Below are 23,098 nucleotides of genomic sequence, written 5' to 3' on the forward strand. Positions count from 1 at the left end.
CTCGCCGCTGCCGTAGCTGCCGAGGTGAGGTCCGCGCCGACCCTCGCGACCCTTCCGCTTCCTTCTCACCCCCGGAGTCGACATGACGACCGACGTGCCAGGCCTACCCGGATCCCGACGCAGGGGACGAAGGCCGCCCAGGCGGGCGGCCTCCGCGTTGGCGGAACGCTGGACGAGGATCGACGGGGTCGACGTCTTCTACCGGGAATCACCGGCCCGGCCCGACGCGCCCGCCATGATGCACGTGCACGGCTTCGGCCTGTCCGGCCGGTACCTACTGCCGACGGCGGAACGTCTCCGCGACGAGTTCCATACCCTGGTCCCCGATCTTCCGGGGTTCGGACGCAGCGGGAGGGCGGTGGACCCCCTCGACGTGCCGGATCTCGCCCACGCGGCCGCCAGGTTCCTCGATGACCGTCACGTCACGTCGGCCACGCTCGTCGGCAATTCGATGGGCTGTCCGGTCATCTGCGAGTTCGCCTACCGCTATCCCGAGCGCCTGGACCGGGCGGTCCTCGTCGCGCCGGCCGGGGGAGCGTACAACCAGCCGCTACGACGCGCCGTGCGGCAGCTCGCTCGCGACGGCGTACGCGAGCCGGTCGGGATGTTGCGCGTGGCAGCCCCGGACTACCTCCGATTCGGCGTTCCCAGCACCGTCAGGATGTTCCGCGCCCTCACCCGATACCCGTCCCTCGATCGGTTGCTGGCCTTGAAGGTCCCGACCCTGGTGGTCATCGGCGACCGGGATCCGCTGATGCCGAGCCCCGACCGGGTCCGCGAGGTCGCGAGCCGCACGGACAACCACGTCCTCGTGGTGATCATGAAAGGGGCTGCGCACGCGATCAATTTCAGCAACCCGGGCGAACTCGCTCACGTCATCCGCCAGTTCATGGCAGATCAACCGATCGTCGACGATCCTGAGGAGCCTGGGTACTCCGAGTCCTATGAGATCCACCGTGGGACCCTTCACCCGCACCATGGATCACAGACCTAGCGACAGGTGGAGAGTTGTCGGCCCGGCGCTGCGACGGGGGTCGGCAGAACTACCGCCGGCCGTACCTCTTGTGGACGGCCTGCTTGGACACCCCGAGGCTCTGCGCGATGGCTTCCCACGAGAGCCCGGACTGGCGAGCACTACGGACCAGCCCGGCCTCACTGCGCGCCACCTCCCGCTGGAGCTCGGCGACGATCCGCAAAGCCTCCGCCGGCCCCTTACCATCCATCGATCCGACAAGCGTCTTCATCCTGTCCACCTCCATTCGTCAATGATAGTTGACGAATGGAGGTGGAGGCAATCGAGCGGCTCATCAGGCCGCCGGGAATCGATCCTGCGCGAGGACCCTGCCGATCCGCTGCGAACCGGCCATGGACGCACGCATGGGGGCACGCATGGAGCCGGCCCTCCGATGCAGCATGTGACTCCACGCAGGTCGGTCGGGTGGTCACCAGTGCGGAAATATCCGGCAGTGGAGAAGCCGGCGGGAACCCCTCTCGAGGCTTTTCCTGAATCGCCGATAATCTACATTATGTCAACTAATAGCAAGCGACACCTCTACCCCGGCGGAGTCCCGACAGCATGCGCATCGCGATCCTCGCCCGGACACCACGCCTCTGAGCAGACGGTTCGAGTGGCAGTAGGATCCACGGGTCCGATCATGACCTCGGCCACCCCTCGCGGGGTGGATGGGGACGAAAGGCCCTACGTGGAAGGACTGACAGCGGAGATCGTGCAGAGACAGAGCATTTCATGCCACCGTTGTGATTCAGAAGGAGAAGCGTCGTGAGCCCTGCGCCCGCCTCACAGATCGTTGTCGGTGTCGATGGATCAGAACAATCCGTCGCCGCACTGCGGTTCGCCCGGAAGTTGGCTCCCGTCCTCGACGCGACCATCCGCGCCGTCGCAGCATGGGACGACCCCGCTGAGTACCCCGCATATGTCCCCCTCGGCCGCAGCGAATACACCCACGCCGCCCGCAGGGAACTGGACGAGGCCCTGGCTGCCGCCTTCGGAGAGGACGCTCCCCCGGGCCTCGAGGCGTCAGTGGTCTTCGGGCACCCTGTGAAAACCCTCGTGAAGGCCTCGCGGGACGCCGCCCTGCTCGTCGTGGGCAGTCGCGGACATGGGACGTTCAGGGGGCTACTCGTCGGCTCCATCAGCAGCGCCTGTGTGGCCCACGCCCACTGCCCCGTCCTGGTCGTCCGTCCGCCGACTGATGCGGGACAGCAGGATGAACCGACCGGCCGAACCGCTTCCGACGCTGGTTCACCGCACTCGTCGTCGCACGCACCGATGGACCGTTACGCCAACGAGTGAGCAGGAGCGGCCCACTGCGTGGCCACGCCCCGCCGCTAGTGCTTCCGGAAGGCGTCCCGTACCTTCTCGGCAGCCTGCCTCAGGTCCGCCTTGACCTGATCCCTCTTCCCCTCTGCCTCGAGTCGCTCGTCTCCGGTCGCCCTGCCGGTGGCCTCCTTGGCCCTGCCGGCAAGCTTCTTCGCCGCATTCGTGATGCTGCTGCGCAGGCTCATGGTGTTCTCCTTCGGCGTGCACGCCCGACCGCCTGTCGAGGGATCACGATCGCGTGCGGCCCATCGTCCGGCTCAGTGGCCGGACCCCGACTGCACCACGAAGACGCTTCCTGATCATCGGGTTCGCGGGAGGTCGACTTCCAGCCCCGAACCGCGTGGCGAGCACGGTCATGGCGGGTGTCGACACTTCCCGGCTGCGGGAGCCTGACCTGAATGCTCACCCGTTCCCCAGGAGTGGCCCTGAACCGGGCCGGTTCGCGGTCGCGCAGAAATGCGACGCACATGGATCCTGGACCGTCCGGGACGCCACCCGGTGCTTGCCGGCCGGCACTGCCCTGTGGACTCTCACCGGCGATGTACTGCTCCCTCACATGTCACGAACTCCCGCACCCGATTGTGCGCCGGGTTCGCATCACGGCCCGGACGATCCTTGCTGTCCGTCGAGATGCAGATCACCCGGCAATTGTTGCCGGGATGCTCCATACCCATCAGGGTCTTTGGTCCCTGATTCACGGTTGCCTCCTACCGGCCTACTCGGCGGCCCGTCTCATGGGAGGTGGCATCGAGCCATGTTGGAGGTTGCAGCGAGTGAGCTCCAGGGCCACAAGGACTGCCTCCCGCTGCTCATAGGACGAAAGCCCCTATCGCCCCCTGCAAGCGATGGGCACGCTTCAGGCAGCACCACCACCCTGATCGCAGCGAGCCCGAGGAGAAACCCCATGAGCACAGCAGCCGGCCCTCGAATCGTCGTCGGCGTCGACGGTTCGCAGCAGTCCGTCGAGGCGTTGCGGTACGCTCAGCGGTTGGCACCCGTTTTCGACGCGACGATCCTGGCGGTCGCGGCGTGGGACTACCCGGCCGAATACCCCGGGTACGTTCCGCTCGGCACCAGTGAGTTCGCCGACGCCGCGAAGATCCACCTGGAGCATGCCATCACCACGGCCTACGGAGAAGATGTCCCGAGCGGCCTCGAGACCACGGTGATATTCGCCCACCCCGGCAAGGCTCTCGTTCAGGCCTCCCGCGACGCCGCCCTGCTCATCGTGGGCCGGCGGGGTCACGGAACATTTCGCGGGTTGCTCCTGGGCTCCGTGAGCGCCAGTTGCGTCTCCCACGCCCACTGTCCGGTCCTCGTCGTTCATGAGGTGACGGAGAGCGAGCCACGGGAGGGCAACGCGGGCAAGGGCAAGGTAACCGAAGACGCAGACGCTTGAGGATCCCGCCACCGCCCTCCCGGCGTCGTCGGCGCGTCCTGGCCGGATGCGGGGCCCGTCGGGCGAGCATGTCGTCGTGAGTCGTGAACCTGCGCAGTTCGACATGATCGTCGCCGGCGGTGGACTGGCCGGACGAAGCCTCGCCTACTTCCTGAGCGGGCACCCCGGCCTGGGCGAGATGCGGATCCTGCTCGTCGACGACAGCCGTCACTACCAGCACCGGTCCATCATCTACTGGTACGACGGCGTCCTTCCGCTGCGGCTGACCCCCTCGGTGAGCTACACGGCCTCCTACTGTTGTGACAGCACCACCCCACCACCCGGTGCGACTCCTCCCCCGCTCATGACCGGTGAGATCCGGCAGGTCCGGACCGCGAGCGAATCCTTCGACCCGTCAGTGGCCACCTTCATGGATTTCAGGTCGGGCGACGGCCGGCAGCCTGTCCGCCTCCACTGCCTCCTGCCGGTGTCGACACGCGAAGCGTTCGTGGAGACGACGAGGATCACCCGTGGTGATGCACCGGCCCTGGGCTGGCCCTTCGGAACGGCGGCCGCGGCATACCTCCGCAACACCTGTGGAGTGACGGACTTCTCCACGCTCGCCGTCCAGCGAGGGGTGATCCCGCTCGGTCTTCGTCGCCAGTCGTCGCGAGGACGACATCTCTACGTTGGCACGGCCTCCGGGATCATCAAGGCGACGACGGGGTACGGCTTCACCCGCATCCTCCACCAGGCCGAGCGCGTCGCCTCGTCGTTCGCCGCGACCGGCTCGCCGAGCGGACCCGACCCCCCGCGCCGCTTCCACTTCTACGACAAGCCCGTCCTCAAGATGTGGCTGCACGACCCCGACTCGGCAGTCCGCTCTCCTGTCGCACCACGCAGCGCCCATGGGACTGTCACCGGCGATTGCAGCGGCCGCCGCAATGGTGACGAAAGTCCCTAGAGTACCGACCCACCCCGCAGGACACTGGGACGCAACCCTTTCGGGAGTGGTCGTCGTGCGACGCCGGCGAGAAGCACACGGGAAGCATCAACCGGTCGTCGACCACTTCACGAACGAACGAAGGACAGATGAATGAGCTCGACAGAGCGACCGATTGCCTCAACAATCCCCGCACCTCCCCCTATCCATCTCGAACCCTCCACCGAAGACGAAACTTTCAGGCCCATTGGTCTCAGGCCCAGCGGATCCGACCTCAAACGCCTGATGGAGCGTCGGCGGGAAGCAGAGCGCAAGCTTGCCCTGCATATCCAGAAATACCGGGAGACGCACCCGCTCCCCTCGAAGGAGTAACCCGGAAGCTCGCGCCCGTGCCGGAGTAAGGGGTGCTCCTTCCTCATCCAGGTACCACCAGGGAGGACGCCCGCCATGAGTTCGAGTTCGTTGAGTACCACTCCCCCGCCCGCTCGGACGCCCATGCGGGCAGGACCGTTGATCATGGTCCTCCTCGGCGCTTTGCTCGTCTCGATAGCAGCGGGCCTTGCATTCGGCGGACTGCTCGTCAGCGCTCTCGCCGGCTTCCAGCGGGGTGGGCAATTCCTCACCACATCCACGGAACGCTTCGACTACGACTCCTACGCGCTGACCACCCGGCTGCAGGACGTCCAACTCGATACCGACGAGGGCGTCCTGCCCGCGGGTATCGCGACGATCCAGCTGGCGGCCACGGGCGTGCCCAGCACCGAGGCGGTCTTCGTCGGCGTGGCACGGCAGGCCGACGTCGACGCGTACCTGTCGTCGGTGCAGCACACAGAGCTGACCGATGTCCGGACCGACCCCTTCCGCGCCGGCTACCGCGAGATCCCGGGCTCCTCGGCTCCGCGCCCACCCACCGAACAGACGTTCTGGACGGCGTCGGCCTCCGGTACCGGTACGCAGGTGATCTCCGTGGACGTGCGTTCCGGGAGCTGGGCGGTGGTGGTGATGAACGCCGACGGCAGCCAGGCCGGCGTCGTCGATCTGCAGGCAGGCCTCCGGTCGAGCCTCTTCGCGCCCGTCGGCTTGACGATGCTCCTGATCGCGGGTCTTCTGGTGCTGGTCGGCGTCCCACTCATCCTGATCGGGGCGAACGCCCTCGGAAAGGGGATCGATCCGTCCCTGGCCGCCGACGAGAACCGGCGTCGGGGGCTCCCGGAGGACCTCCACCGCACCGCGTCGGACGACCCCGCGCGTGACTTCCTGGCCCACCCGGCCCGCCTCACGGGCTACCTGCAACCCCGACTCTCCCGGTGGCTGTGGCTGGTGAAGTGGTTCCTCGTGATCCCGCATCTGGTGGTGCTGTGGCTGCTCTGGACTGCGTGCTTCGTGAGCACGGTGGCCGCCGGCGTCATGATCCTGTTCACCGGGCGCTACCCGGCAGGCCTGTTCGCCTTTGCCGTGGGGGTCTTCCGCTGGACGTGGCGCGTGCAGTTCTACGCCTCCGCGCTCGGAACAGACCTGTATCCGCCCTTCACCCTGGCCCGCGTACCGGACTATCCCGCCGATTTCGAGGTCCCCTACCCGTCCAGGCTCCACCGCGGCCTCGTCCTCGTGAAATGGTGGCTGCTGGCCCTCCCGCACCTCCTCGTCGTCGCTGCCCTGACGGGTGCCTGGTCGACGACCGTCGTCGTCATACCCGGCTCCGGCGACGTGGTCCGGACCACCGCGCCGTCACTGCTGGGCCTGCTGGTGATCGTCGCCGGGGTCGCGCTCCTGTTCACGGCCCGCTATCCGGCGCCGCTCTTCGGCCTGGTGATCGGCATCCACCGCTGGACCTATCGCGTGGCAGCCTATGTGTTCCTGCTCCGTGACGAGTATCCGCCGTTCCGCCTGGATCAGGGACCGGAGGAGCCGGAAGCCCGGCCACGCGCCACCGCCGGTTGGGGGACAGCACGAAGGGAACCACCGCCGCCCCCCGCCCGACCGCCCGGCCTCTGACCGTCCGCGACACCTCCCACCCACCGATCACGACGGAAAGGCCCACCGATCATGACCCCCACTCACCCCCACGAGATCATGGATCTCTCCCTCCTGCAGCGTGGAGCGGAGGGCACCGCCGTACTGGGCCACAGCACCCCCGTGAGCGTGGAGATCCGCGCGACCCGCCGCGTGCGGGTGACCTCCGTCCAGTTCACGCTCGTGCACTCGCTGGAACTCACGCAGACGCGTGGGAACCAGTTCGGCGGAACCTACCATGCCGCCGAGCGCAGCTCGAGGGACATCGGGAGCACCCTGGTCAGCGCGAACACCACCCTGCGCGAGGGCGAGTCGTGCTTCGAGGTGGGTCAGCTGATAGTGCCCGCCGAGGCGATCCCCACTCTTCACGGGAAGCTCGCGCTGTCCGGCTGGTCGGTGCGTGCCCGGGTGTCCTCGGAGGGCAACGGGGACGTCGTCCGCTCCCATCCGCTGGTCGTCCAATCGGACGGGAGCACAGCCGACGTCGACCCCGGCGTCGACCCGACGGACGGGCGCCGCGCCGCAACGGATCTGCACGTGTCCGAGCTGTCCACCCATTCCGTGCATCCGGGGGTGGAGGTGTCCGGCGTCGTGACGGTCAGCGACTCCAGGGCACGCACCCTGAGCATCAGTATCGTCATGCAGGAGGAAGTCATGTACTGGGCCGGCCAACGTGCCCAGAAGGAGCACCATGCCGGCAACTTCCTCATCGAGGAGACGGTGATCGATGAGGTCCGCGTCCCCGCGCACGCGGCCAGGCGCTCCGTTGTACCGTTCACCCTCACGGCCGGGACCGTCCCCGCTCCGACGGTCACCTCGCCCGTCCTGCGGGTGCGCTGGTTCCTGCGGGCCGCACTCGAGGTGCCGTTCAGGCGCGATCCGGAAGTGACGGTGCCCCTGGCGGCGAGCACCAGGATCCATTCACGGGCCTGACCTACCGCACGACGACGACGTTGCCGCTCGCGTGGTGCAGTACCGCGTGGACCGTTGACCCGAGCCGGACGCCCAGCGTATTGCGGCCCTTCGCTCCGAGCACGACACAAGCGGCTTTCCGGGCCTCCTCCACGATGCTGCCGGGAACGGAGGCCGCGAGGAGGAGGTCCCGTTTCGTCGTCAGCCCCGCGTGCTCGCCGAGCAGCGCGGAAGCCTGTTCGAGGACCGGATCCTGCTCCTGGGCACGCGAAGAAGCCTCCGCCTCCCCACGCCGGTGAGGGCCCCCGACGTGCAGGAACCGGAGTGACTTGTGCAGGGTGCGGGCCAACTCAGCGGCAACCAGCACCGCGCGGTCGCTCTCGGGGGAACCGTCGACGGCGACCAGGACGGTGTCGTGCGTAGGACGGGCATCACGGACGACCGTGACGGGACACGACGCGGTGGAGACGAGATGGAGGCTCACCGAGCCGACCAGCAGACCGGAGAAGCCGCCGAGGCCACGCGTTCCCGTGACGAGGAGGGAGGCCTCCTCCGAGAGCGTCGTCAGGACAGCAGGGGGGGCGCCTGTCACCATCCGGTCCTGCACCTCGAGATCCGGTTCGGAGCGCCGCGCCAGTTCACGTCCTTCCGCCACGATCCGGTGTGCTTCCCCACGCAGCCCGCTGTCCTCGATACCCGCCACCGGTCCGAGCCGGTCGGTGAAGTACGGCCAGATGAAGGCATGGACGACGACGAGCGGCAACTGGGCCACCCCGGCATAGCGTGAAGCCCACAGGAGAGCTCTCTTCGATTCGTCGGACCCGTCGTAGCCGACCATCACCGGCTTGCCCTGACGGAATCCCGAGGTACCGCCCGTGGTGGAGGTCATGCCGAGGCGGTGGCGGGCCGGGCCGCGGCGCGCTCGCCGTCGGATGCGGGGAGCGCGCCGTGCGCGATGACGACCGGGCAGGCGGAGCGCTCCGCGACGGCGGAACTCACGGAGCCGAGGAGGAGTCCCACGAACCCGCCGTGACCCCGCGATCCGACGACGACCATCGATGCCTTCCGGCTCTCCTCGATGAGCACCTGGGCCGGGGCCCCCTGGAGGACCCGGCGCTCCAGCGGGCAGGGTGCCTCACCCTGGAACGCTGCCGACAGCGCGTCGTCGAGTGCCTTCCCGGCCAGTTCGTCGGGGTTCCAGGTGATCGGGGCGAAGCTGCCGAACCCTATGGGGTACCGCCACACCGTCACGGCCCGAATGACGTCACCGGCGAGCGGGACGAGGCTTCCTGCGAGTTCCAGTGCGGCGATCGACTGCTCCGACCCGTCGACGCCGACCACGATGACGCGGGATCGGCGGGGTGGGGGTGTCATGTCCATGATGGGGTTCTGCTCCTTCGCCGCCGGTGAACGTGCGCCCCGTCATCGTCTCCGGCCCCTCGTGGGCGAGATAGGGCCGAAAGACCCACCCGATTGGGGGCCATTGTGCCCTGACCGCGATCGCGGCACCGGGTGATGATGGTCCTTGGACACGAGGCAGCCGGACCGGTAGCGTCGGGCGCGTCGACGACGTCGGAGGTTGGAGATGGACTACCCCGCGACCGGTGGGCATCCGGAGGAAGCAACGGTGTTCCTCCTCGATGACCATGAGCTGGTCCGGCGTGGTTTGCGCGAGCTGCTGGAGAGCGAGGGTTTCTCCATCGTCGGAGAATCCGGATCCGCGGAGGAGGCGGCCCGGAGGATCCCTGCCCTGTCACCGGACATCTCGATCCTCGATGCGAGGCTGCCCGACGGCACGGGGATCGAAGTGTGTCGTGACGTGCGCTCGGTCGACCCTTCGCTGGCCTGCGTGATCCTGACCAGTTACGACGATGAGCAGGCGCTGCGGGGCGCCGTACTCGCGGGTGCCGCCGGATACATCCTCAAGGAGATCCTCGGGTCCGACCTCGTGGAGAAGGTCCGCCGTGCGGCGTCCGGTCAGTCATTGTTCGCCGCCGGGGTGACGGAACGGATCACCTCCGGACTCCTGGACACCCCTGCGGAGGACCCGCGGCTGACGGGCCTGACGAGTCAGGAGAAGAAGGTACTGACGCTCATCGGGGCCGGGCTGACCAACCGGGAGATCGGCACGGAACTGTTCCTGGCGGAGAAGACCGTGAAGAACTATGTGTCGTCCTTGTTGTCGAAGCTGGGGTTCCAGCGCCGCACCCAGGCAGCGGTGTTCATCTCCCGCCCGTCGGATCCGTTGTCTCCGTCGAATTCAGAGGGATCCTGAGGTGGACCTCGGTCCCCGCACCGGGTTCACTGAGGATGGAGATCGTGCCGTCGCACAGCTCCGCGCGGCGCTTCATATTGGTGAGGCCGCTGCTGCGGGTGGGGTTCTCGAACCCACGGCCGTCGTCGGTGATCCTCAACTCGAGGTGTTCGCCGATCGCTCGCAGCGTGACCGTGATGGTCTGCGCGTCGGCGTGGCGCAGCGCGTTCGACAGCCCCTCGAGCAGTACGGCTCGGACATGATCGGCTCGCTCGTCATCCAGCGCCGCGTCGAGCGGGCCGGACAGCTGGAGGACCGGCGCGAGGTCGTGGCCGTCGAATGCATCCGCCACGAGGGAGAAGATGGTGGAGGTGAACGTCGGGGTGACCTGCGGAACCGTGCGCAGCGAGTAGATGGTGTCACGCAGTTCCCGGATGGTCTCGTCCAGCTCCGTCGTCACCGCCGAGATGCGGTTCAGGGCCTCCATGTCCGGCGTGTACTTCCGCAGGCTCTGGATGCTCAGGCCGGCCGCGAAGAGCCGCTGGATCACCAGGTCGTGCAGGTCACGCGCAATCCGGTCGCGGTCGCCGAAGACTGCCTCCTGTTCCCGCTGGCGATGAACACGCAGCAGTTCGAGGGCCAGGGACACGTGGGATACGAAGGTGGTCATCATTTCGTGGTCAACGTCGGAGAACGGCGACCCGCCCGGTGAGCGGCCGACGACGAGGAATCGGCGGTTGCCGTCGCCCGGGAGCTTGCTGCAGAGCGCCGTCCCGATCATGCCTTCCGGGGCGCCGGGAAGCACCTGGGCGAATTCGTCCGCGTCCAGGACGATCGGCGACAGCGTGGTCGGAAGCCTGTCGAGCAGCGTCGGATCCAGGCTCGACTGGCCGAGAAGGGCCTCGACCTCGACACCGTCCACTGCCTCGCAGCCCACTCCGCGATGGTTGCCGAAATCCCTGAGGACGGCCGCGAGGATACTCTGCGAGGCATTCAGCGCGTGGGTCGCGAGGATGTCCAGATCATGGCGCGATTCGTCATGCTGGCCGAGCAGTTCCCTCACGGCATTCAGTCCGCCCTCGAGCCAGCGGGTGCGTCGATTCGCTTCATCGAAGAGCCGCGAGTTCTCGATCGCGACCCCGGCAGCCGAGGCGAGCGCCACGACGAGCTGTTCGTCGTCGACGGAGAAATCCGCACCTCCGTTCTTCTCGGTCAGGTACAGGTTGCCGAAGACGCGGTCGTGGATACGGATCGGAACGCCGAGAAAGGACTTCATCGGCGGGTGGTCCGACGGATAGCCGTAGGCGAGGGGATGTTCGCGCAGATCGGACAGGCGGAGCGAGTGCGGCACCGAGATCAGCAGACCGAGGATCCCGTGCCCTGTCGGGAACTGGCCGATCCGCCGGATCTCGTCGTCCTCCAGGCCGACGGTGGTGAAGTGACCAAGGGTACGGTCCGGGCCGATGACTCCAAGGGCTCCGTAGCGGGCATCGACGAGTCGGCAGGCCGCCGAGATGACGCGTTCCAGCACGGTGTCGAGCCCGAGGTCGTCCGCTATGGCCGCAAAGGCAGCGAGTAGGTCTTCCATCCCGGCCAACGCCGTCGTCCGAGGGGACACTCCGTTGGGCAGTTCTTCAGAATAGGTGACCACGTGCCGCACTCCGTACTGTCGACGTGTGGCCCCGCCCCCCAGGGACCCACGATCCGTCCACTTTGAATGAGACCTGACCGGCGGGCCGGGAAAAGGGTCAGAGTGCCCTATCCGGCCTGTGGGCCACTTCGTAGTGTCGATCTATGGAAGCCGAGAATACACCTACGGAAATCCTTCCAGCGCACGAATGCTGGAAATTGCTCCGGGATGCTCCCTTCGGGCGCCTCGCCCTGTGCATCCAGGGGGTTCCGGGCATCTTCCCGGTCAATTTCGTCGTGGAACACGGCACGATCGTCTTCCGGACCTCGGAGGGGACGAAGTCCCGATTCTCCGAGAAGGCGCCGGTCGCTCTCGAGGCGGACGGTTTCCTCAACGGGGGCGCACTGGTGTGGAGTGTGATCGTCCACGGACAAGCAGCGACCATCAACCAGACGGGGGAACTCATGGACACGGTCACCTTGCCGCTGCATCCGTGGGAGATGGGCCGTAAGGACCGCTTCATGCGACTGGTGCCCGAGACGATCACCGGACGCTCATTCGCTCCTCTGCACGCGGCGGCGCATTCACGGACGGCTCGGGCTCACGACGAGTGAGGACCAGGGTGGGACAGGGTGGATCGAGGAGCAGCGTATGCGTGACCGAGCCGAGCGACATCGCTGATCGCGCACCGCTCCCATGGCGGCCGATGACCAGCAGATCGCAGCCGGAGCCGTAGAGCGCGAGAGCCTCGACCGGCGTATGCAGGTCATCCACGATCCAGCTCACGAGGAGATCCGGATAGCGCGTGCGCACGGCCAGGAGCATAGGCGACGCACCGACCGCCATACGCTGCGGTGACGACCCCAGTGCGGTCACCACCGTCAGGACCACGCCTGCCCTGTGGGCCTCCTCAGCCGCTCTCATGAGGGCGGCCCGCGACACGTCCGAGCCGTCCACCCCCACGACCACTCCCCCTCTGGCCTGCCTGGAGTCCATCCGATAGCCGTGCCCCGGTGGCACGACGGCGACGGGCGTCGCGGAGTTCAGCGCCACCTGCAGCGCTACGGAGCCCTTGAACTCGCCACTGGACGGATCGCGCCGGTCCGCACCCACGACGATCATGGGCGCGGCGGCGGACAGGCCCAGCAGCGCCTCGACGACGTCACCGCAGTGGAGGTACGTGCTGACCCGCAGTCCCGGATACCGGTGGGCGACGCGCGATCCCTCGCGACTGACCATGACGCGCCCGGCGATCACCTCGTCGCCGTACAGGCGGCCGGGCGGCATCAGGGACGGGTCCGCGATGGCGTGCAGCACCGTCAGCGGAGCCTCGAGAGCCGCCGCCCGCGCGGCAGCCCATTCCACCGCGGTGCGGTCCGCCGCGGAATCGCGCACCGCGACGAGCATCGGCTCGGAACGCTGGATCGAGGGTGTGGTTGCTTCCGCCTCCGGGAGGACCGTGGTCATGATGCATCCTTAGCCTGCTGATTCTGATCGGGAACGACGACTGCCCCCACGCGCATCCTTCCTGGCGCCGACCACGGCCGGCGGACCGACCCGCAGGGCGGCCGTGAATATCCGGCGTCGCGGGGAGGTGAGGCACCGTCCCACGATCACAGATCCCGGGAGCGCTGATCAGGGCCTTTGGACCCTGATACGGAGGGCGAAGTGTTTGTAGCGTCGACAGAAAGCACCCCTCAGCCCCGGAAGCACCTGGTGCGACGCGCGATCGGACGACCCCCAGGGACGAAGGAGGACACGGTGTCGGCACCGCCATGTCAGGACACCATCGCCAGCAGCTTCCTCGAGCACGCAGGATTCCAGATCGGTCTCACCGAACGGAGTACCCAGAGTGGGCGGACCGTCCTCGCCAACGGACCAGCCACCCGCGTCGACGACCCGGCCTTCCTCACCACCCTCTGGAGCAAGGTCTCGGAGGAGCCGTGGGCGCCCGGCATGCGCGACCTCTTCTACGAAATGGCCCCCACCCGGATGCGTGACCGCCGCCTGTCGACCGCCCGTCAGCCCCCGGCAGCCACGTCGACCATCCGGATCGGGAGTCAGGAATCATCCGCAGTCCATCCCCTACGACGGCGGACGCGAAATGATGCATTCTGGACAAAGGACACATCATGGACACGAAGGCCATCCGTGAACGGGCAGTCCGGCAGGAGCGTCCTCGTGGACTGGTGCCGGTCTGCCTGACCTGCGGCTCGGACGAGGCCCTCGTCTATTCCGCCTACTCCGAACAGGTAATCCTCCCCAACGGTCGCACCCGATACGCTCGGGCGAGATACTGCTGCGCCCACTGCGGATGCCGTCGCGATCACGAGGTTCCGTCGAGCTGGCGCCCACCGGGCTGGTTCTGGTGCACCTGAAAGACCAGCGAGCGCGGGGCCCACCTCGGTGCACCCCGCGCTCGCCGTTGAACCCAGGGTGCACCTGTCCGTTGCCCCGCACCCTAGGGTGCGGGCGGTATGACCCCCAGAGGGAAGGGCGCGGGTGCGGTCCCCTGCGCGGTCAGACGCGCGGTGATCGACTCGGGGCGAAGATCGGTCCGCACCGAGTCCCAGGCCTGCGCTCCGCTCAGGTCGAGAACGACGTTCGTTCCCGGTGACAGGGTGGCTGCCCGTCTCACCACGAGGTCGAGGGCGTGCAGATTGACCGCAGACACGCAGCCGTGCACGAGGATCTGCACGATGTGCGCTTCGGCGTCGGCGCTGACGAGGATCTTGAGCTTCCGGTTGGAGGCCGAGGGGTGCATCGCCATCGCGCGCCGCCGCATCGTCTCCTCGGACTCGGCACCGAGGGCAGTGGTCCCTCCCCGACGGTAGGCGGTCCTCGCCGATCCCCGGGTCACACCGCCGGCAGCGATTGGACGCCTCCTCACCGGTCCAGCATCTCTGCGTGGTCATCCCATCGGATGCTGCCCTGCCCATCCGCGCTGTACCCGCCGAGTTCCTGTGCCCGACGACGCGCCTTCAGGAACACGAGCTCCTCGCCGGAGAACCAGTACTCCCCGTGGTCGTCCGCGTGCAGGCTCTCGCCGATGCTTGCTTCCACCCGATTCACCAGAGTGCGCGGCAGGACCAGGCATCCCGGGTTCGCGAGAACCCACTGCTGCACTCCAGGATCGATCCTCGTCCAAATTGAACTGATGTTGGTCACTGTGCGAACCTCTCGGATCGGTGTCTCGCTTTGCACGAACATCACACGCGAGTCATCAACCGACTACTAGGGCCTAAAGTCCCATCCGGCGTCGTCCTCCGCCCGGACCCGCGGGCCGGGACGGCCGGGGAAGGACCTTGGACCCTGCACGGGAACCGGTGCCCGGCGCACAGTGGACGGATGACGACGTCGGTCGACAACCACCTCGTCGAGGATGGAGGAGGACGCGGGGCGAGCAGTCCCGCATCACTCGAGGATCTGCTGCGCCACGCGGTTCGCCGCGCGGCCGACTGCGCGATCCTGGACATCACCGTGACGGAGGGCATCGTGGTGCTTTCCGGAATCGCCGTGCGCCGCGAAGACAAGTCACGCGCAGGCTTCGCCTGCTGGTGCGACCCGGCCGTCCGCGCCGTCTACAACAACCTGACCGTCTCCTCGGGACCCACCTGACCACCTCACGCGACGCCTGACACGCCAGCCGATCGGGCACAGCGGCCCTGCATGCCCTCCGTGGCGCGGCCCAGGATGACGCGCATGCACATCGGCCGCCGCGCAGATCATCGCGACGTCCTATTCCCCCGGGCTCGCGACCGTACAGGCTTTCGGCATGTTCAAGGACATCCGGAGGGCCATCGGGCGTCGACCTCCTGGCGTTGATGGCCATCGTCGCGACAGCCGTCACCGGCGAGTACCACGCAAGCATCGTCGTCGTGCTGATGATCGCCTGCGGGCAGGCACTGGACGAGTTCCGTCCGCACGCGCCCAGACGCAGCTACGGGCACTGCTCGAGCGGGCACCCCGCTCGGCTCACCCAGGCGTTGGAGCAGCTCGCGCGGGCCCGGAGCGTCGCCTTCGACACGACCGGCACCCTGACCTCCGTCACGCCACTGGTGGGCGGGATCGTCCTCGCCCCGACGGCGGGCCCCCTCACCGAGGACGAGGTCCTCGCGCCGAGGTCGCGGGGACCGCGATCGCCGTCGGCAAACGCCGCTTCGTGGAAGGCATCGTCGGGCGCGTCCCTGACCCTCCCGTGGCACCGGGGGAAACCGCCGTCTACGTGGGGGCGACGGGATCGACGGCGGCCGGCGAATAGGCGGAGGTGATCATCACCGTCGACGACCTCGCGAAAGTCACAGAGGCCGTGACCATCGGCAAGCGGACCCTGCGCATAGCGCTGCAGAGCATCGGCATCGGCATCGCCCTGAGCCTCGTGTTGATGACGGGCGCCGCCCTGGGACTCGTCCCCCCCACTGGCCGGCGCGTTCGGCCAGTGGGGGCATCGATCTCCTGACCATCCTCTACGCGCTGCGCGCGCCCCAGGGGCCGGCGCCCGCAGCACGTGGCGACATCTGCCGGCGGGCCGACGCTTCCGATCGTGATACCCGGCCTTATCCCCGGGCGCTGCCGGGCCCGCGCATATTCGTAGTCACATAACTTCTTGTTGACCGAATCGATCGAGGGGCATGCTTATAGTAATTGCAGCTTCAAGAGACGCGGCCGCCAAGCTCCGACTAGGCCGCGCACCAACCCCATGTTCGTGGGTGGTTCGGATGACGAAGCGGCCTTCGCCTTGGCACTCAGTGCCGGTCCGGCGCGGGCAAGAGCACTTCGAAAGGCACTCATCATGAGCTGTACCGCCTTCCCCTAGCAGGATCCCGGCGCCTTCTGCGCGTCTTCCCCTTTTCTTCCCATTCCCTGCGTAATGCGCTGTGCGCTGCGCCGGAACGCCTTTCCGAGGAATTCTCCATGAATGCATCCGTACTTCGTCCTGCCCGAAATCGAAACTACTTCGGACATGTCACCGCCCTGTCCGCCGTCGGCCTCCTCGCCCTCCTTACCGGTTGCGCCGGGCCGGCGGGCCCGTCCGCCGTCACCGACGGCGAGCCGGTGGCCGGCGGCGTCCTCGACGTGTCCATCTCGGCCGAGCCGGGGTGCCTCGACGGGCACGGCATCTCGGCGACGCAGCAACAGTTCCTGGGGCGCCTGATCTACGACAACGTGGTGACCCTCGACGAGAACGGGGAGATCGCGCCGTACCTCGCGGAGTCCTGGGAGGTCTCGGAGGACGGCAAGACGTACACGTTCCGCCTGAAGCAGGGCGTCACCTTCAGCGACGGCTCCCCCTGGAACGCGGAGGTCCTCGGGCAGAACTTCGAGCACATGAGGGACCCCGCCACGAAGTCGCCCCTCGCCGCCGCGTACATCGCCCCGTACGTGGACGGCACGGTGATCGACGAGTACACCTTCGAAGCGCACCTCGCGTACCCCTACACGCCGTTCCTCTACACGCTCGCGCAGTCCTGGCTCGGCATGAACTCGGGCAAGGCCATCTCCGAGTCCCCCGAGACGCTGTGCCAGGAGCCGATCGGCACCGGACCCTTCACCGTCGCCGACTACAAGCCGGGCCAGAGCATCAGCTACACCAAACGGGACGGCTACGACTGGGCGCCGGAATGGCTGGACGGCGACGGCGAAGCGCACCTCGACGGTGTGGAGGTCACCCTCGTCAGCGAACCCGTCATCCGCCACCAGTCCCTCGTCTCGGGGCAGTACGACCTGACCGAGAACCTCGCGCCGCAGAACGCCGCCGCGGTCCAGGCGGACCCGGACTTCACGTACGAGAACCTCGCCCGGACCGGCAACCCCTACGTCCTCAACTTCAACCTGAGCCGTGCGCCGTTCGACGACCTCGCGGTCCGGCAGGCGTTCGCCGCCGCCGTGGACACGGGAGCCGTGACCGAGAGCCTCGGCTTCGGCACCTACACCCCGATCGACGGCTTCCTCTCGAAGGAGAGCAAGTACTACGACCCGTCCGTGGAGGGCGTGCTGACCCACGACCCCGAGCGGGCGAACCAGCTGCTCGACGACGCCGGCTGGACCGGGCGGGACGACGAGGGCTTCCGCACGCGGGACGGGAAGCGGCTCACGGTCGAGGTGCCCACGGTGGAGAGTTCCACGCCGAGCCCGCTGCTCGTGCAGCTCCAGGGTGAGGCGCGGAAGGTCGGCTTCGACCTCCGGATCATCCAGCTCCCCCAGGCGCAGCTCACCGAACTCCGCTACGCCGGCGACTACGACGCCCTGGCCGGGGTGTGGCACACCAACACCACCGACGTCCTGTTCATCCGCTACCACTCCTCCGAGATCACAGGTGAGCGGATCGGTCAGAACTCCTCGTACGTGAACGACCCGCAGCTCGACGCGCTGCTCTCCGCGGCCCGCGAGGCCGATGACGGACCCGCCGCCGAGGAGGCGTACTCGAAGGCGCAGCACCGGCTGCTCGAGATCGTGCCCGGCGTGCCGCTCTACGAGAATCCGAGCCAGTTCGCCTACGCGAACACCCTGCACGACGTCGCCGTGGACACCTCCCACCCGGTGCCCGTCCTCACGTACGCCTGGAAGGCCGAGTAGATGGCCGTGCTCCGGCGCGTCCTCACGCGGCTCGCCGTCGGGATCGGTGTCCTCTGGGGAGCCGCGACGCTGACGTTCCTCGCGGTCTACCTGATCCCGGGCGACACGGCGCTGCTGATCCTCGGAGGACCCGATGCACGGCCCACCGCCGAGACGCTCGCGCAGGTCCGTGCCGACTACCTGCTCGACCAGCCCTTCATCGTCCAGTACGGCAGCTACCTCGGAAACCTCCTCCAGGGGGACCTCGGACAGTCCTACCGGTTGCGCCTGCCCGTCACGGAAGCCATCGGGCAGCAGATCGGCGCGACGGCGGCGCTCGCTGCTGCCGCCGTCGTCGTGGCCCTGCCGCTGACGTTCGCGGTCGCGATCCTGTCCGCGCACCGGGCCCCCTGGATCCGGTCGATCGTCTCCGGCATCGAAGTGGTCTTCGCGGCGACGCCGACCTTCATCATCGGCTTCGCGCTGCTGATCGTCTTCTCGTTCACGCTGCGCTGGTTCCCCATCGGCGGGAACCAGGGGCCCGCCGCCCTGGTCCTTCCCGCCCTCACCCTCGCCCTGGCGATCTTCGGGACCCTCTCGCAGGTCCTGCGGAACGAGCTCGAGGACGTCCTGGAGCAGCCGTTCATCCTGACGGCCCGCTCCCGCGGCATGCGCGACCTCCCGGTGAGGATCCGCCACGCCCTCCGGCACGCAGCCATCCCCGTGATGACCATGTCCGGGTTCGTCGTCGCGGCCCTGCTCGGCGGGTCGGTGGTCGTCGAGACCCTCTTCAGCCGGCAGGGCATCGGATCACTCACCCTGGCGTCGGTCTACAACAAGGACCTGCCGGTCATCATCGGGATCGTGCTCCTCGCGGCCGCCGTCTACGTCGTCGTGAACCTCGTCATCGACCTCCTGTACACGCTCATCGACCCGAAAGTGGTGACCGCATGAGCATCGCCTCGCGCACCATCGCACCCGCCGTCCCCTCCGCAGCCGCCCCGCCGGCAGGGATCCCGGCGGCCCCTGTCGGGACCCCGCGGACGCGGCGCCGCCGGTGGCGGGTGCGTCCCGGCATCCTGGCAGCCTCCGCGTTCCTCCTGTGGCTGGCGGCGGCGGTCCTGGCCCCCGGCCTGCTCGCTCCGGCCGACCCGTACGCCGTGGACCCGGCCAGGAGTTTCGAGGCGCCCGGCGCTACCGCGTGGTTCGGCACCGACGACTCCGGCGCCGACAACTACACGCGGATCGTCCACGGAGCCGCCACCTCGCTGTACATCGGCGTCGGCGCGACCGCGATCGGCGTGGTCGGCGGGACCGCCATCGGCCTCCTCGCCGGGCTCAACGGGCGGCTCGTCGAAGCCTCGGTGATGCGCTTCCTCGACGTCACCCTCGCCATCCCGGAGATCCTCCTCGCCCTCGTGGTGATCGGCATCATCGGCGGAGGGACGGAGAACGCGATCCTCGCCATCGGTGCCGGCAGCATCGCCTACTACGCACGGATCACGAGGGCGCAGACACACCTCGTCCGGCGGTCGGGCTTCGTCGAGGCCGCCCGCACCCTCGGCCTGCCGGCGTGGCGGATCCTCGTCACCCACACCGTGCCGAACGTCCTCAAGCCCGTCCTCGTCCTCGCCACGATCGGCATCGGCTCGGCGATCGGGGCCGGGGCGTCCCTGAGCTTCCTCGGACTCGGCACGCCTCCCCCCGCCCCCGAATGGGGAGCCATGCTCTCGGCCGGCCGCAACTTCATCTCGAACGCACCCTGGATGATCACCTTCCCCGCAGCGTTCCTCGTCGCGACAGTCCTGTCCATCACCGTGATCGGGCGCGAGCTCCGACGCCGTGCCGAAGGGAGGCTCACATGAGCCCCACCGCCCTGACCACCCCCGCCGGTTCCACCCCGACCACCGCGGCGGACACTCCCGTCGTCGAACTCGAAGGGCTCTCCGTGGCCTTCGGTCGCGGCATCCACCGCCGGGAGATCATCCACGACCTCAGCCTCTCCATCCGACCGGGCGAATGCCTCGCGCTGGTCGGCGAGTCCGGTTCCGGGAAGTCCGTGACCGCGCGCACCCTCGTGGGACTCACCGGCCCCGGTGCCGACGTCCGCTCCCGCGCGCAACGCTTCCGCGGCCGCGACGCCTCCGCCTGGGGTGAACGCCAGTGGACCCGCGTCAGGGGGAAGGAGGCGGGGTTCATCCTGCAGGACGCGCTGTCCTCCCTCGACGCCCTGCGCACGGTCGGCGACGAGGTGGGAGAGGTCCTGCGCCTGCACGGAGACCTCGACCGCGGTGCCCGCCGGCAGCGCGTCGTCGGACTCCTCGCCTCCGTGGGCGTCCCCGACCCGGAGGTCCGCGCCGGGCAGTACCCGCACGAGCTCTCCGGCGGACTCCGCCAGCGCGCCCTGATCGCCTCCGCGATCGCCGCGGACCCGGGCTTCCTCATCGCGGACGAACCCACGACGGCGCTGGACGCCACCATCGCGGCGCAGGTCCTCCGCCTGCTCGGCGACCTCAAGGGAGGCAGCACCGCGATGCTCGTGGTCAGCCACGACCTGGCCGTCGTCGCGGACCTCGCCGACCGCGTGGCCGTGATGCGCGACGGCGTGATCGTGGAGGAGGGCAGCGTCCAGGCCGTCCTCGAGGACCCCCGGCACCCCTACACGCAGGGATTGCTGGCGGCCATCCCGTCGCGCTCCTCGCGCGGACGGCGCCTGACCGTCGTCGGATCCGACCAGGGACACGGACACGCCCGCTCGCAGCCCGACGGCGGGCAGGGCATCGCGGCCCCCCGGGAGGCCCCCACGCCGGGCCGGCCCTCCCTGACGGTCGAGGGGATCACCAAGGCCTTCGGCGGGCCCGGCCGCGGCCGCCGCACGGCGGTCGACGGCGTGTCCTTCACGCTGCACCGGGGCACCACCCTCGGGATCGTGGGCGAATCCGGGAGCGGCAAGAGCACCGTGGCGCGCATCGCCCTCGGCGTCGAAGCACCCGACGCCGGGACGGTCCACGTCCGCGGACGCACCTGGGGCGAGCACCGGGCGTCGAGAGACCTCGTGGCCCGCCGCTCCGTGCAGATGATCTACCAGGACCCGCTGCAGTCCTTCGATCCCCGCAAGACCGTGCGGCAGGTGATCGGACAGGCCGCCGCCGCGGCCGGGACCCCGCGGACCGCACGGGCCGGACGCGTCCTCGAACTGCTCGACCTCGTCGGACTGCCCGCCGACCGGGCCCGTGCCCGACCGCTCGACCTGTCCGGCGGCCAGCGGCAGCGGGTGGCCATCGCCCGCGCCCTGGCCGCCGAACCGGAGGTCATCATCTGCGACGAACCCGTCTCTGCACTCGACATCACCGTGCAGGCCCGCATCCTCGACCTCCTGACGGACCTGCAGGACCGCTTCGGGCTCAGCTACCTGTTCATCTCCCACGACCTCGGCGTCATCCAGCACATCAGCCGCGAGGTGCTGGTCCTGAAGGACGGCGTGGTCCTCGAGCACGGGCCCGTGGCCGAGGTCTTCGACCAGCCAGGGCACGAGTACACGCGCCACCTCATCAACGCCATCCCCGAACTCCCCGCCGTCCGGAAGGACCTGTTCCGCCCATGACACGCCAGATCGCCTTCAACCTCTTCGAGATGAACTGCGTGGGACACATCTCCCACGGTCTCTGGGTGCACCCGGAGAACAACCGCCACCGCTTCAACGACCTCGACTTCTGGGTGGAGACCGCGAAGATGCTCGAGGCCGGGCTGTTCGACAGCGTCTTCCTCGCCGACGTCGTCGGCGCGTACGACGGCTACCGCGGGGGCCCGGAGACGGCCCTGCGCGAAGCCGTGCAGATCCCCAGCAACGACCCCCTGCTGGTCATCCCGGCGATGGCCGCGGCGACGACGCACCTCGGCTTCGCGGCCACGTTCTCCACGACGTACGAACCGCCGTTCGCCTTCGCCCGGCGCGCGTCCACCCTCGACCACCTCACCAAGGGACGGTTCGCCTGGAACATCGTCACGTCCTACCTCCCCAACGCGGCCAGGAACTTCGGCCTGGCGGACGAGGTGGAGCACGACCAGCGGTACGCCATCGCGGACGAGTACCTCGAGGTCCTGTACAAGCTGTGGGAGGGCTCCTGGGACGACGACGCCGTGATCGAGGACCGCGAGCGGCGCATCTACACCGACCCGTCGAAGGTCCGCTACATCAACCACCGCGGACAGCACTTCTCCGTGGCCGGACCGCACCTGAGCGCACCCTCCCTCCAGCGCACGCCGGTGCTCTTCCAGGCCGGGAGCTCCGTCGCGGGCAAGGCCTTCGCGGCGCGTCACGCCGAGGGCGTGTTCGTGGGCGGCCGTGACGCCGCGGCCTACCGGGACAACGTGGCCGACCTGCGTCGTCTCGCCGTCGCCAACGGCCGGGGCGCCCATCACATCAAGACGTTCGCGAGCGCCGTCGTGATCGTCGGCAGGACGTCGAAGGACGCCCGGCGCAAGGCGGACGAGTACCGTCGACTCTCCAGCGCGGAAGGCTATCTCGCCCACGCGGGAGGCGGCGGCATCGACCTCGCGGCCTACCGCCCCGACGAGGTGATCGACGACATCCTCGCGCGGGAGGACCGGCCCGGCCGTGACCGGCAGCCCAGCAACCGGCGGCACCCGGCGGGGACCACGGTCGGCGAGGCCCTCGAGCGCATCACGCGCTTCGACCGCGGGCCCTTCGTGGCCATCGGCACACCCACGGAGGTCGCCGACGAGATCGAGCGGTGGGTCGAGGGCACGGACCTCGACGGCTTCAACCTCCGCCAGTTCCTCACCCCGGGCACCGCGGAGGACTTCGTCGAACTCGTGGTCCCCGAACTGCAGAAGCGCGGCCTGTACCGCAGGTCGTACGAGGAATCGACCTTCCGCGAGCGACTGTTCGGGCGCGGGTCCGCACGGCTCTTCGACGAGCATCCCGGCGCGCGGTACCGCAACGGGGCCAACCTCGGCCACGGCGCTGCGCCTCTCGACGTGCCCCTGGTCGGCGGCATCCCGCCTGGACCTGCCGGGACCATCCCGCCCGCGCCGTCCTACGCCTAGGA

Annotated in this window: 24 protein-coding genes and 1 riboswitch; of the genes, 16 read left to right on the forward strand and 8 right to left on the reverse strand. The window is 68.6% G+C overall.

Annotation, left to right across the window (positions count from 1 at the left end):
* Positions 1 to 157: 157 nt before the first annotated feature.
* Positions 158 to 994, forward strand: coding sequence for an alpha/beta fold hydrolase (locus CXQ92_RS02595; RefSeq protein ID WP_258069674.1), 837 nt, complete (start codon positions 158 to 160; stop codon positions 992 to 994).
* Between the two features lie 49 nt (positions 995 to 1,043).
* Here CXQ92_RS02595 and CXQ92_RS02600 read toward each other — a convergent pair whose 3' ends face one another.
* On the reverse strand, positions 1,044 to 1,259 hold the full coding sequence (locus CXQ92_RS02600; RefSeq protein WP_104165028.1) for a transcriptional regulator: 216 nt from the start codon (positions 1,257 to 1,259) through the stop codon (positions 1,044 to 1,046).
* 521 nt (positions 1,260 to 1,780) lie between these two features.
* Here CXQ92_RS02600 and CXQ92_RS02605 point away from each other — a divergent pair.
* Positions 1,781 to 2,314, forward strand: a complete 534-nt coding sequence (locus CXQ92_RS02605) for a universal stress protein (protein ID WP_104165029.1) — start codon at positions 1,781 to 1,783, stop codon at positions 2,312 to 2,314.
* Positions 2,315 to 2,349: 35 nt separating this feature from the next.
* On the opposite strand, the gene CXQ92_RS02610 is transcribed toward CXQ92_RS02605, so the two are convergent.
* Complete coding sequence (locus CXQ92_RS02610; protein ID WP_104165032.1) at positions 2,350 to 2,526, reverse strand: CsbD family protein; 177 nt, start codon at positions 2,524 to 2,526, stop codon at positions 2,350 to 2,352.
* A 719-nt stretch (positions 2,527 to 3,245) separates the two neighbouring features.
* Between CXQ92_RS02610 and CXQ92_RS02615 the strand changes: the two genes are divergently transcribed.
* From CXQ92_RS02615 to CXQ92_RS02630, 4 genes are all read left to right on the forward strand, one after another.
* Positions 3,246 to 3,740: a universal stress protein gene (locus CXQ92_RS02615; RefSeq protein WP_104165034.1), complete on the forward strand. Its 495-nt coding sequence runs from the start codon at positions 3,246 to 3,248 to the stop codon at positions 3,738 to 3,740.
* 76 nt (positions 3,741 to 3,816) lie between these two features.
* Positions 3,817 to 4,683 (forward strand): lycopene cyclase family protein, encoded by an 867-nt coding sequence (locus CXQ92_RS02620; protein ID WP_181033528.1) that lies wholly within the window; start codon positions 3,817 to 3,819, stop codon positions 4,681 to 4,683.
* Between the two features lie 426 nt (positions 4,684 to 5,109).
* Positions 5,110 to 6,657, forward strand: a complete 1,548-nt coding sequence (locus CXQ92_RS02625; RefSeq protein WP_258069675.1) for a DUF4389 domain-containing protein — start codon at positions 5,110 to 5,112, stop codon at positions 6,655 to 6,657.
* Positions 6,658 to 6,708: 51 nt separating this feature from the next.
* Positions 6,709 to 7,608 carry a hypothetical protein gene (locus tag CXQ92_RS02630; RefSeq protein WP_104165039.1) on the forward strand — a complete coding sequence of 300 codons (900 nt, stop codon included), beginning with the start codon at positions 6,709 to 6,711 and terminating at the stop codon, positions 7,606 to 7,608.
* A 1-nt stretch (position 7,609) separates the two neighbouring features.
* Here the strand turns inward: CXQ92_RS02630 and CXQ92_RS02635 are convergent, their stop codons facing one another.
* Positions 7,610 to 8,476, reverse strand: coding sequence for a universal stress protein (locus tag CXQ92_RS02635; protein ID WP_104165040.1), 867 nt, complete (start codon positions 8,474 to 8,476; stop codon positions 7,610 to 7,612).
* On the reverse strand, positions 8,473 to 8,967 hold the full coding sequence (locus CXQ92_RS02640; protein WP_258069676.1) for a universal stress protein: 495 nt from the start codon (positions 8,965 to 8,967) through the stop codon (positions 8,473 to 8,475). The genes CXQ92_RS02635 and CXQ92_RS02640 overlap by 4 nt, the downstream gene beginning before the upstream one ends.
* A gap of 205 nt (positions 8,968 to 9,172) precedes the next feature.
* Between CXQ92_RS02640 and CXQ92_RS02645 the strand changes: the two genes are divergently transcribed.
* On the forward strand, positions 9,173 to 9,862 hold the full coding sequence (locus tag CXQ92_RS02645) for a response regulator transcription factor (protein WP_104165042.1): 690 nt from the start codon (positions 9,173 to 9,175) through the stop codon (positions 9,860 to 9,862).
* Here CXQ92_RS02645 and CXQ92_RS02650 read toward each other — a convergent pair.
* Positions 9,810 to 11,429, reverse strand: coding sequence for a GAF domain-containing sensor histidine kinase (locus tag CXQ92_RS02650; protein WP_104165044.1), 1,620 nt, complete (start codon positions 11,427 to 11,429; stop codon positions 9,810 to 9,812). The genes CXQ92_RS02645 and CXQ92_RS02650 overlap by 53 nt on opposite strands.
* Before the next feature lie 260 nt (positions 11,430 to 11,689).
* Here CXQ92_RS02650 and CXQ92_RS02655 point away from each other — a divergent pair, with 260 nt between their 5' ends.
* Positions 11,690 to 12,085, forward strand: a complete 396-nt coding sequence (locus CXQ92_RS02655) for a pyridoxamine 5'-phosphate oxidase family protein (RefSeq protein ID WP_181033529.1) — start codon at positions 11,690 to 11,692, stop codon at positions 12,083 to 12,085.
* Here CXQ92_RS02655 and CXQ92_RS02660 read toward each other — a convergent pair.
* From CXQ92_RS02660 to CXQ92_RS02675, 3 genes are all read right to left on the reverse strand, one after another.
* Positions 12,015 to 12,938, reverse strand: coding sequence for a universal stress protein (locus CXQ92_RS02660; RefSeq protein WP_104165048.1), 924 nt, complete (start codon positions 12,936 to 12,938; stop codon positions 12,015 to 12,017). The two genes, CXQ92_RS02655 and CXQ92_RS02660, sit on opposite strands and share 71 nt — an antisense overlap.
* A 994-nt stretch (positions 12,939 to 13,932) precedes the next feature.
* A complete protein-coding gene (locus CXQ92_RS02670; RefSeq protein ID WP_181033530.1) occupies positions 13,933 to 14,361 on the reverse strand; it encodes a hypothetical protein in 429 nt (142 codons plus the stop codon).
* A complete protein-coding gene (locus CXQ92_RS02675; RefSeq protein WP_104165054.1) occupies positions 14,358 to 14,597 on the reverse strand; it encodes a hypothetical protein in 240 nt (79 codons plus the stop codon). The genes CXQ92_RS02670 and CXQ92_RS02675 overlap by 4 nt, the downstream gene beginning before the upstream one ends.
* Before the next feature lie 222 nt (positions 14,598 to 14,819).
* Here CXQ92_RS02675 and CXQ92_RS02680 point away from each other — a divergent pair, with 222 nt between their 5' ends.
* From CXQ92_RS02680 to CXQ92_RS02715, 8 genes are all read left to right on the forward strand, one after another.
* Positions 14,820 to 15,089 (forward strand): BON domain-containing protein, encoded by a 270-nt coding sequence (locus CXQ92_RS02680; protein ID WP_104165056.1) that lies wholly within the window; start codon positions 14,820 to 14,822, stop codon positions 15,087 to 15,089.
* Between the two features lie 206 nt (positions 15,090 to 15,295).
* Positions 15,296 to 15,742, forward strand: coding sequence for a hypothetical protein (locus CXQ92_RS02685; RefSeq protein ID WP_146067366.1), 447 nt, complete (start codon positions 15,296 to 15,298; stop codon positions 15,740 to 15,742).
* The gene (locus CXQ92_RS02690) at positions 15,739 to 15,930 is read left to right on the forward strand and encodes a hypothetical protein (RefSeq protein ID WP_104165059.1); all 192 of its coding nucleotides are present in this window, start codon (positions 15,739 to 15,741) and stop codon (positions 15,928 to 15,930) included. The genes CXQ92_RS02685 and CXQ92_RS02690 overlap by 4 nt, the downstream gene beginning before the upstream one ends.
* A 191-nt stretch (positions 15,931 to 16,121) precedes the next feature.
* Positions 16,122 to 16,249: riboswitch (SAM riboswitch) on the forward strand.
* Between the two features lie 136 nt (positions 16,250 to 16,385).
* Entirely contained in the window at positions 16,386 to 18,047 is a 1,662-nt protein-coding gene (locus CXQ92_RS02695; protein WP_104165061.1) for an ABC transporter substrate-binding protein, read from the forward strand.
* Positions 18,048 to 18,980, forward strand: a complete 933-nt coding sequence (locus tag CXQ92_RS02700) for an ABC transporter permease (protein WP_104165063.1) — start codon at positions 18,048 to 18,050, stop codon at positions 18,978 to 18,980.
* Entirely contained in the window at positions 18,977 to 19,891 is a 915-nt protein-coding gene (locus tag CXQ92_RS02705; RefSeq protein ID WP_104165065.1) for an ABC transporter permease, read from the forward strand. The genes CXQ92_RS02700 and CXQ92_RS02705 overlap by 4 nt, the downstream gene beginning before the upstream one ends.
* A complete protein-coding gene (locus tag CXQ92_RS02710; protein WP_104165067.1) occupies positions 19,888 to 21,630 on the forward strand; it encodes an ABC transporter ATP-binding protein in 1,743 nt (580 codons plus the stop codon). Before CXQ92_RS02705 ends, CXQ92_RS02710 begins: the two co-directional genes overlap by 4 nt.
* Positions 21,627 to 23,096: an LLM class flavin-dependent oxidoreductase gene (locus CXQ92_RS02715; RefSeq protein ID WP_104165069.1), complete on the forward strand. Its 1,470-nt coding sequence runs from the start codon at positions 21,627 to 21,629 to the stop codon at positions 23,094 to 23,096. Before CXQ92_RS02710 ends, CXQ92_RS02715 begins: the two co-directional genes overlap by 4 nt.
* Positions 23,097 to 23,098: the final 2 nt, after the last annotated feature.

The sequence above is a fragment of the Arthrobacter sp. SX1312 genome (assembly GCF_002929295.1).
In the GTDB taxonomy this organism is placed as follows: Bacteria; Actinomycetota; Actinomycetes; order Actinomycetales; family Micrococcaceae; genus Arthrobacter_D.

What these genes read in the sequence shown, in the direction of transcription:
- CXQ92_RS02600 (WP_104165028.1), bottom strand. Translation starts at nt 1,259, where the DNA reads ATGGAGGTGGACAGGATGAAGACGCTTGTCGGATCGATGGATGGTAAG.
- CXQ92_RS02610 (WP_104165032.1), bottom strand. Translation starts at nt 2,526, where the DNA reads ATGAGCCTGCGCAGCAGCATCACGAATGCGGCGAAGAAGCTTGCCGGC.
- CXQ92_RS02615 (WP_104165034.1), top strand. Translation starts at nt 3,246, where the DNA reads ATGAGCACAGCAGCCGGCCCTCGAATCGTCGTCGGCGTCGACGGTTCG.
- CXQ92_RS02625 (WP_258069675.1), top strand. Translation starts at nt 5,110, where the DNA reads ATGAGTTCGAGTTCGTTGAGTACCACTCCCCCGCCCGCTCGGACGCCC.
- CXQ92_RS02630 (WP_104165039.1), top strand. Translation starts at nt 6,709, where the DNA reads ATGACCCCCACTCACCCCCACGAGATCATGGATCTCTCCCTCCTGCAG.
- CXQ92_RS02635 (WP_104165040.1), bottom strand. Translation starts at nt 8,476, where the DNA reads ATGACCTCCACCACGGGCGGTACCTCGGGATTCCGTCAGGGCAAGCCG.
- CXQ92_RS02640 (WP_258069676.1), bottom strand. Translation starts at nt 8,967, where the DNA reads ATGGACATGACACCCCCACCCCGCCGATCCCGCGTCATCGTGGTCGGC.
- CXQ92_RS02645 (WP_104165042.1), top strand. Translation starts at nt 9,173, where the DNA reads ATGGACTACCCCGCGACCGGTGGGCATCCGGAGGAAGCAACGGTGTTC.
- CXQ92_RS02650 (WP_104165044.1), bottom strand. Translation starts at nt 11,429, where the DNA reads ATGGAAGACCTACTCGCTGCCTTTGCGGCCATAGCGGACGACCTCGGG.
- CXQ92_RS02660 (WP_104165048.1), bottom strand. Translation starts at nt 12,938, where the DNA reads ATGACCACGGTCCTCCCGGAGGCGGAAGCAACCACACCCTCGATCCAG.
- CXQ92_RS02680 (WP_104165056.1), top strand. Translation starts at nt 14,820, where the DNA reads ATGACGACGTCGGTCGACAACCACCTCGTCGAGGATGGAGGAGGACGC.
- CXQ92_RS02685 (WP_146067366.1), top strand. Translation starts at nt 15,296, where the DNA reads ATGGCCATCGTCGCGACAGCCGTCACCGGCGAGTACCACGCAAGCATC.
- CXQ92_RS02695 (WP_104165061.1), top strand. Translation starts at nt 16,386, where the DNA reads ATGAATGCATCCGTACTTCGTCCTGCCCGAAATCGAAACTACTTCGGA.
- CXQ92_RS02700 (WP_104165063.1), top strand. Translation starts at nt 18,048, where the DNA reads ATGGCCGTGCTCCGGCGCGTCCTCACGCGGCTCGCCGTCGGGATCGGT.
- CXQ92_RS02705 (WP_104165065.1), top strand. Translation starts at nt 18,977, where the DNA reads ATGAGCATCGCCTCGCGCACCATCGCACCCGCCGTCCCCTCCGCAGCC.
- CXQ92_RS02710 (WP_104165067.1), top strand. Translation starts at nt 19,888, where the DNA reads ATGAGCCCCACCGCCCTGACCACCCCCGCCGGTTCCACCCCGACCACC.
- CXQ92_RS02715 (WP_104165069.1), top strand. Translation starts at nt 21,627, where the DNA reads ATGACACGCCAGATCGCCTTCAACCTCTTCGAGATGAACTGCGTGGGA.